Genomic DNA, 6,448 nt, shown 5'->3' with positions numbered 1-6,448 from the left:
TTTAGAGTCAGCTGCTTCCTAGCTGGCTCACCTTTGCCCCTTTATGACTTTCGGTTACTAAATTCGTGTTCGCTGATAGGACAATTTTGCTCAAACGTAGCTAATGTGTCACCTACATTTCACAAAGTTTGGAAATGGGTATCATTGCGCGGTTCGTTCTCCAAATCAAAATTGCTTTTTATGTCCTGTAAATCGCTCTGAAAGCGTCACAAACTTACAAGGCTACATGGATTCCCCCGGTTGTCAAACATCCGCTAAACTTCAAGTGATGGGTTTTGGACTGCCGCTCTACATTCGGTCTTTATATCGATGATTCGCAACATCGTGACCCTGATGACTTTGCGCGACTGCGGTGCCTTATTCGTTAGATGACATCTGATGTGTCCGCCGCATTAACAGGCTCTCCGCTAGTGGTCTTAACCTATCTCCATCCATTGCGTCTGCTATGACCCGGTGGGTGTACTCTTGTTACGCTGCTTGGGTTAATGGTTTCTTAAGCAGCGTAATTCTCATATTCCGTTTGGTTGTGTAATAGCGACCAGATAATTCGAGCATTCTTTGCTGCAAGAGCGACAATAGCTCGGTTCATTCCTCGTCGTTCCAATACGCCTCGGCACCACTGGCTGAGCCTGTCTTGTTTATCCCCTAGATTAGCAATGACCGTTCTAGCACCATGGACGAGCAAGGTTCGTAGATACTTGTCTCCGTGTTTGGTAATTCTGCCTAATCTGGGTTTGCCGCCTGTTGAATACTGCTTTGGTACTAACCCTAGCCAAGCGGAGAAGTCTCGGCTTTTATCAAATTGAGAGCCGTTACCTATAGAAGCCAGGATAGCAGTTGCTGTTTGTGGACCAATGCCTCTGACTTTCATAATTCGCTGAACATTTTCGCTGACCTTTGAAAAAGCCTCGAACACTTGTTCAGTATCTACAATACGTTGGTTGAGCTGTTCAAGGTGATAGTACGCGTCTGCAATAACGGTTCGCGCTAAGTGTGGAAGCTCGTTTTCGGCATCTTCCAGCATAAGAGGCACTTGCTTCATTAAAGAAGAGCGTCCAACAGGAATAATGAGACCAAACTCAGAAAGCAAGGCGCGAATACGGTTCATTAAAGCAGTGCGTTCGCGAACCCAATGCTCACGCATTCGATGAACAGAGAGTATGGCTTGTTGCTCTGGAGACTTTACAGGAACAAAACGGGTCGATGCATGTTGGACTGCTTGGCAGATAGCCACGGCATCATTGAGGTCGTTCTTACCTTTAGTTCTATGTGGAACAACATACTTAACCGCCATAATGCGAGCATCATGTCCTAATTTATTAAGCGTTCTTGCCCAATAATGTGCACCGCCACACGCTTCGAGTCCTATACGCATGGGTGGCATATTTGCTATTGTGGTCAGTAGTTTAGAGCGAGTAACCGATTTATGAAGAATCACTTTACCTTGTGAGTCAACGACATGAATACTAAAGTGGTTTTTAGCTAAATCGATACCGCCAAAATAAGAATAATCAGACATGGTGCCTCCAGTGCTAACAAGTACCACGTAAGTGTGGCAGATCCTCGGGAGGGGGAATCCATGTCATTCGTTATGGAAGCATATTGCCTTGTTCAAGTGTCCAAAATCTTCGCTAAGAGCGTTTGAGGGATTCTAAGGTCTATTTCTGATAGCAAACTTTGCTATTTACCATAATAGGAATAATGAACACCGATTTTGTTCGGTGTTTTCATATTAAGAACGGTCGGCTAATGCAATATTAGTTCCCAATATTTTATGTTTTTTTTTAATTAGCCGCATATTATTATGAAATATTTAGATGATTAAGTGACTTTTAGATGAAATTTTTAAAATGGTTTTTCGTACAAACTGACCCTAAACGCAGACGTTATGGGTTAGCTGGACTTATAGGTCTGATTACAGGAGTTGTTTCTGCATTTGTAAAATGGGGAGCGGAAGTACCTTTAGCTCCTCGGAGTCCAATGGATATGTGGCAGGCCGGTTGTGTTAATGAACATCTAATCCGTGCAGCAAGTCAAATTGATTGTTCTCGTAATTTTTTGAATCCTCCATATGTGTTTCTTCGCGATTGGTTACATATCGCGGATCCAAATTCAGTTGTTTACACTTTTGCGGGACATGCTTTCAACTGGGTTGGTGTTACTCATATTTTATTCTCCATTGTTTTTGGTGTGGGCTACTGTGTTGTTGTAGAAGTCTTTCCAAAATTTAAGTTATGGCAGGGTTTATTAGCTGGTGCATTAGCTCAATTCTTTGTTCATATGATTACATTTCCATTAATGAATTTGACACCTTCACTATTAGATCTCCCTGCTTATGAATGGATCTCTGAAATTGTTGGGCATCTAATTTGGTTCTGGTCTATTGAAATTATTCGAAGAGACCTTCGTAACCGCTGGACACGTGAACCAGATGCAGAAGTTTCTTTAAACGCCAAGTTTCGCTAGTAAATTTGATCTTGATTTACCATAACGACACTTTGTGCGTAGGTGGTCGATTTATCATAACGGCACTTAAACCAATACTTTCGCTAGTGCGATGCTACTCATTGCACTAGCTCTTCACAAGAAATTTGCCATACCTGTAGTTATTGATGATTTTCTAATTAAGCAAAAGCACTGGCAAGGTTTTGTCCAAAAGTGAGTTTCAAAGCGTTGGTTAGGACAAAGTGTGATTGTTTGGTAAGCCCACTTGGTTGTCGTCCAAGTGGGCAATGGTAGCGCTACTTTATGGGCACTACCGTACTCCTTTTTAGTTTGGCAAGCTTTTCTCGAAGCTCTGCATTCTCATATTCAAGGTCATCAATACGAGCCATTGCTTGAACAAGCTTATCGTTTAGGTGGTGTTGTGCAGCCGCAAACAGAGCTAATTTTTCTCGCTCCATCTCATACTTGGTCTTGAAATTATCCTTGATGCGCTTTTGTTCTTTGAGTTTGATGCGCACAGTTTGGACCTCTGGTTGGACTATTTCACCTTTTCCTGCCGCAATTTCAATTTTGGTCCGTTTAACCTTTTCGACAAAATCAGGGTAGTAATAACCGCTACCATTACCTAAATTCGCTTCTTCCTCGACAGCTCTTACACTAAGTTTACGGTGAGCGGGAATACGTTTAGGCTTACCCTGTTTAATGCGTTCTAGAGCCGCTTCTAATGCCAATAGTGTGTTTTCGCTCTTGTTCATAAATTAGCTACCTTCAAATCAGGTTCAAAAGGAACAAAGGGCATATCAAAGTCAGCCATGACCTTCTCTGCGGCTCTTATTTGAGTGACATAGTGGCTATGTTCACTTACCGAAATTTCTTCTCCAGATTCCATATAAGCAACTAGACTACGGTGCTTTTTCTGCCACCACTTAGCCTGTTGCTCGTCAATGATGCTACTGGAAGAGCCGCAATCTACGCAGAACTGTGGTGCCACAACACTGTTCATATCGCAGTTGTAGCCATTTTTACAATAACTGTGCAATGAGCCGTGCAGTGTTAGCTTGCCGTCCTTAACCGCCCTATAGATAACTTCCCAAGAGCTATAGATACTCGGTATTTCGCCGCGCATTTTCATGATTGCTTTACCGTGAGTTCCCGCGAGCTTTTCGTCCGAATGCCACTGCTTAAAAATCTTGTTCGCCGTTGATTCTGCATTGATGTCATTGAGCAGGTTTTTTACCTTTTCGTCTACCATTAAGTCCCGATAGCTCGCCAGCTTTCCGCCATTGGTGTACCACTCAGTCATGGCTAAATATAGGTGTTTAAACTGCTGCTTCAGTGCGACTAAGGTGCCAAAACGATTCTTAATACAATAAAACGCCAGTGTGCGCCTGAACTGGTGTGAGGTTAAAGGCCAAGGCTGGCCAACAGTCACCGATGCTTTTATTTTGTCCAATGAGCGCGGGTTTGACTCAAGGCATTCCTGATAATCATCCTCGATGACCACCATATCGAATTGCTTGCAAAAGCGTTGCAAGCGGGCATTCCAGTTAGTAATCAACACAGGTGGCTTTGAGCGAGCGGTGTGATTTATCCAGAGTGAATCCGTGTACTTGGGATCAGGGTAAACGACTTCTGAGCGCCAGCGCTCGGTGAGGGTGGACATCAGTTCAATAGCGTTTTGGGAAGATACGGCGGTGACCCAGGTTTCGCGTTTTTCACCCAGTTTAAAGGTGTGCGATTGCAGCATGTGGTAGTCACGTCCTTCAAAGGTGTCCTTGTAATAACTGTCAGGAGTGAGCTTGTCTAGTTCGGAGTCTCGCATGCCACTGAATCCTCCACACACGATATAGCTACTGGTAATCAGTTGCCCAAGGTAACGTTTGAAATCAGCTCCGTTGTTTAACGTAACATTCGGCAATTTTTCGGCTAATGGTGCAATGATATCGAGAACGGAGTGGGGCTGATTCTCTTGAAGTGCCGATGCATATTTGTGGTTATCAATACCGCCATCAGTTTTCAAAAATGTGTACATGGCTCCTTGGGTAACCTTTTCATCGAGGGTACGTTTACCTTCAAGGTAATTATCTTGTAGAGCGTTTTCGGTTTGGGCAATTAACGTCCTAAATGGGAGGGCTTCTTCGATAAGATCAATCGCTTTACCGTAAATCGCATCACATAAGCGCTCTGGGATCACCAGCGTTTGTTGCTGTTGTCGGTCACAGAGTTTTTTTGCTTCAACTGATGCCTTAATCGGCGCAGTAAAGCCTAGCGCTAATTGATGCCATGATGCGAATTCGATAGCTTTGTTGATAGCAATAAAACACTGTTCGATGGAGCTCTGTGAGTATTTATTATCGACAAGGTACGCGGTAAACGCCTGCCAATGGCTCGTTGTTGATAGTGCTGCCAGAGAGGTGAGATTATTAAAAGCAAGGAAACGGTAGGCGATTTTTAGATTTGCTACACGGGTACGAACGCTAGGGAAACTGGCGGCTTTTCGTTGTTTCGGACTTTTATTAAACAGCCAATCAAAGGTGAACAATTTTAGCTCCCGCTGTAGCGTTGACGCCTGTTCAAACTCTGTGAATCGGATGTTGTTGTTTGCTTTTTTTCGTGAGAAAGGAAAGCAATCGCAATCGCTAAAGGTGGCCGTGACCGCACCCGCTGTGTCTTTACAAATGATGACGGCATCCAGTTCGTCAAAACGTTGCTCTTGATACAGCCTAGCCACATCAGTATCGTGGATTTTGTGCTGTGCTGGAAAGTTGGCTTCATACAGATGGTCGGTTTGCATTATTTCATCTCCATATCGGCACGAGGGATGAGGTTGAGGATGGAATCGGCTTCGCCCCAAGCAGGATGCAGGCCATCGTCATCCAGACGTGTCTCGGCTTGTTTGAATACCTTGGCATGGAGGTTGGGTAGTATTTTCTGGTCGATGAAGGAAATAATCGCTTCGAAGTTGTTGCGGTAATGACTGGCATCCAGATGCAGATACAGCGATTCTTCGATACATGCTTTGAACGAGAGCAGGCACCAGATATCAGCCACCGACTGAACAATCACCTGTTCGGGGCAACCAAAGCAAGCTAACAGATCGGCGCAGGCTAATCGCTCCCCCTCTTTGGCTAATCCGTGGCGTCGGGCTTGTTTGGTATATTTCTCTGACTTTTCACCAAACGGATTGCTACAGCTTGACCCGCTTGATGTTCGGCTGAGGTTGGGCAGTTTGATGCTGTTTTCTTGTTCAATAACCAGAACATCAATTGCCAGGTTCTGCCTCGCTTGCGGGGTGGTCACCCTGCTTTTGACCTGCTCTTCTCTTATCGCCATGGCATCTTGTAGCATGCCATTATTGGTTGTTTTATTGCCTTCACTGTAATGCTTCTTGCGAGTGTTGGGCGTGTTGTTCAGCATGATGTTGTTCGCCATGTCTCCTTGATGGAATGCGGTTAACTGGGCACCGGTTTCGCGAAAGCGGCTTATTACCGGACGCAATCGACGACTCGTTTGGTCAGTAAATGAAAAGTGTTTTTCCATCCAGTCTGCAAAGGCACGGAGTGTAGAAGGATTGATTGGCTGTACCTTATTGGTAACGATCGTTTGCAGCAGGGTGGCATGGTCACCCGTATCAATCAGCATAGATGCTTCACGTAACTTATCGAAAAAGTCCAAGGCGTATTTGGGAATATCCAACTCATGGCCACACATTTCGACCTGAATCGTTTTAAATGCGCGGCGTTTAAAGGCAGGCATGGTGTACCATACCTCGCCCAGTGTGGTTGAAGCATTGTCAGGGTGGCTGAGTTGCAACAAGTTCCTGGTATTGCTATGGGTGTAATAGGCTAGCAGGAACGTCCCTGCGCACATCATCTTGCTTACACCACCACACAAGTGGTGTAATGGTCTAATGATCTTGGAAGTATCTATAGCCTATAATTGACTACAATATAGGAACCTAGTTATGAACATTAAGACTCGAAAAATACGTCTAAATTACACG

The 6,448-nt window shown here is 44.4% G+C and carries 4 protein-coding genes and 1 pseudogene; 1 reads left to right on the top strand and 4 read right to left on the bottom strand.

Annotation, left to right across the window (positions count from 1 at the left end):
• Nucleotides 1-493: 493 nt before the first annotated feature.
• Nucleotides 494-1,519, bottom strand: a complete 1,026-nt coding sequence (locus FH976_RS15255) for an IS110 family RNA-guided transposase (RefSeq protein WP_194091641.1) — start codon at nt 1,517-1,519, stop codon at nt 494-496.
• Nucleotides 1,520-1,836: 317 nt separating this feature from the next.
• On the opposite strand from FH976_RS15255, the gene FH976_RS15250 reads away from it, so the two are divergent.
• Complete coding sequence (locus FH976_RS15250; protein ID WP_194091640.1) at nt 1,837-2,466, top strand: YagU family protein; 630 nt, start codon at nt 1,837-1,839, stop codon at nt 2,464-2,466.
• A 275-nt stretch (nt 2,467-2,741) separates the two neighbouring features.
• Here the strand turns inward: FH976_RS15250 and FH976_RS15245 are convergent, their stop codons facing one another.
• The 3 genes and pseudogenes from FH976_RS15245 to FH976_RS15235 form a co-directional block, all read right to left on the bottom strand.
• On the bottom strand, nt 2,742-3,200 hold the full coding sequence (locus tag FH976_RS15245; protein WP_194091639.1) for a hypothetical protein: 459 nt from the start codon (nt 3,198-3,200) through the stop codon (nt 2,742-2,744).
• Nucleotides 3,197-5,239 (bottom strand): hypothetical protein, encoded by a 2,043-nt coding sequence (locus tag FH976_RS15240; protein WP_194091638.1) that lies wholly within the window; start codon nt 5,237-5,239, stop codon nt 3,197-3,199. Before FH976_RS15240 ends, FH976_RS15245 begins: the two co-directional genes overlap by 4 nt.
• A pseudogene (locus tag FH976_RS15235) lies at nt 5,239-6,345 on the bottom strand (hypothetical protein); the annotation flags it as partial. The gene FH976_RS15240 and the pseudogene FH976_RS15235, both read right to left, overlap by 1 nt.
• Nucleotides 6,346-6,448 lie beyond the last annotated feature (103 nt).

The sequence above is a fragment of the Vibrio hibernica genome (assembly GCF_015223435.1).
Lineage (GTDB): Bacteria > Pseudomonadota > Gammaproteobacteria > Enterobacterales > Vibrionaceae > Vibrio > Vibrio hibernica.
The sequence above is the reverse complement of the archived record's forward strand: the minus strand, read 5'-3'. Positions and strand labels throughout refer to the sequence as shown.

Bases quoted from the DNA above. Each gene is read 5' to 3' on its own strand.
- FH976_RS15240 (WP_194091638.1), bottom strand. From the start codon at position 5,239: ATGCAAACCGACCATCTGTATGAAGCCAACTTTCCAGCACAGCACAAA.
- FH976_RS15245 (WP_194091639.1), bottom strand. From the start codon at position 3,200: ATGAACAAGAGCGAAAACACACTATTGGCATTAGAAGCGGCTCTAGAA.
- FH976_RS15250 (WP_194091640.1), top strand. From the start codon at position 1,837: ATGAAATTTTTAAAATGGTTTTTCGTACAAACTGACCCTAAACGCAGA.
- FH976_RS15255 (WP_194091641.1), bottom strand. From the start codon at position 1,519: ATGTCTGATTATTCTTATTTTGGCGGTATCGATTTAGCTAAAAACCAC.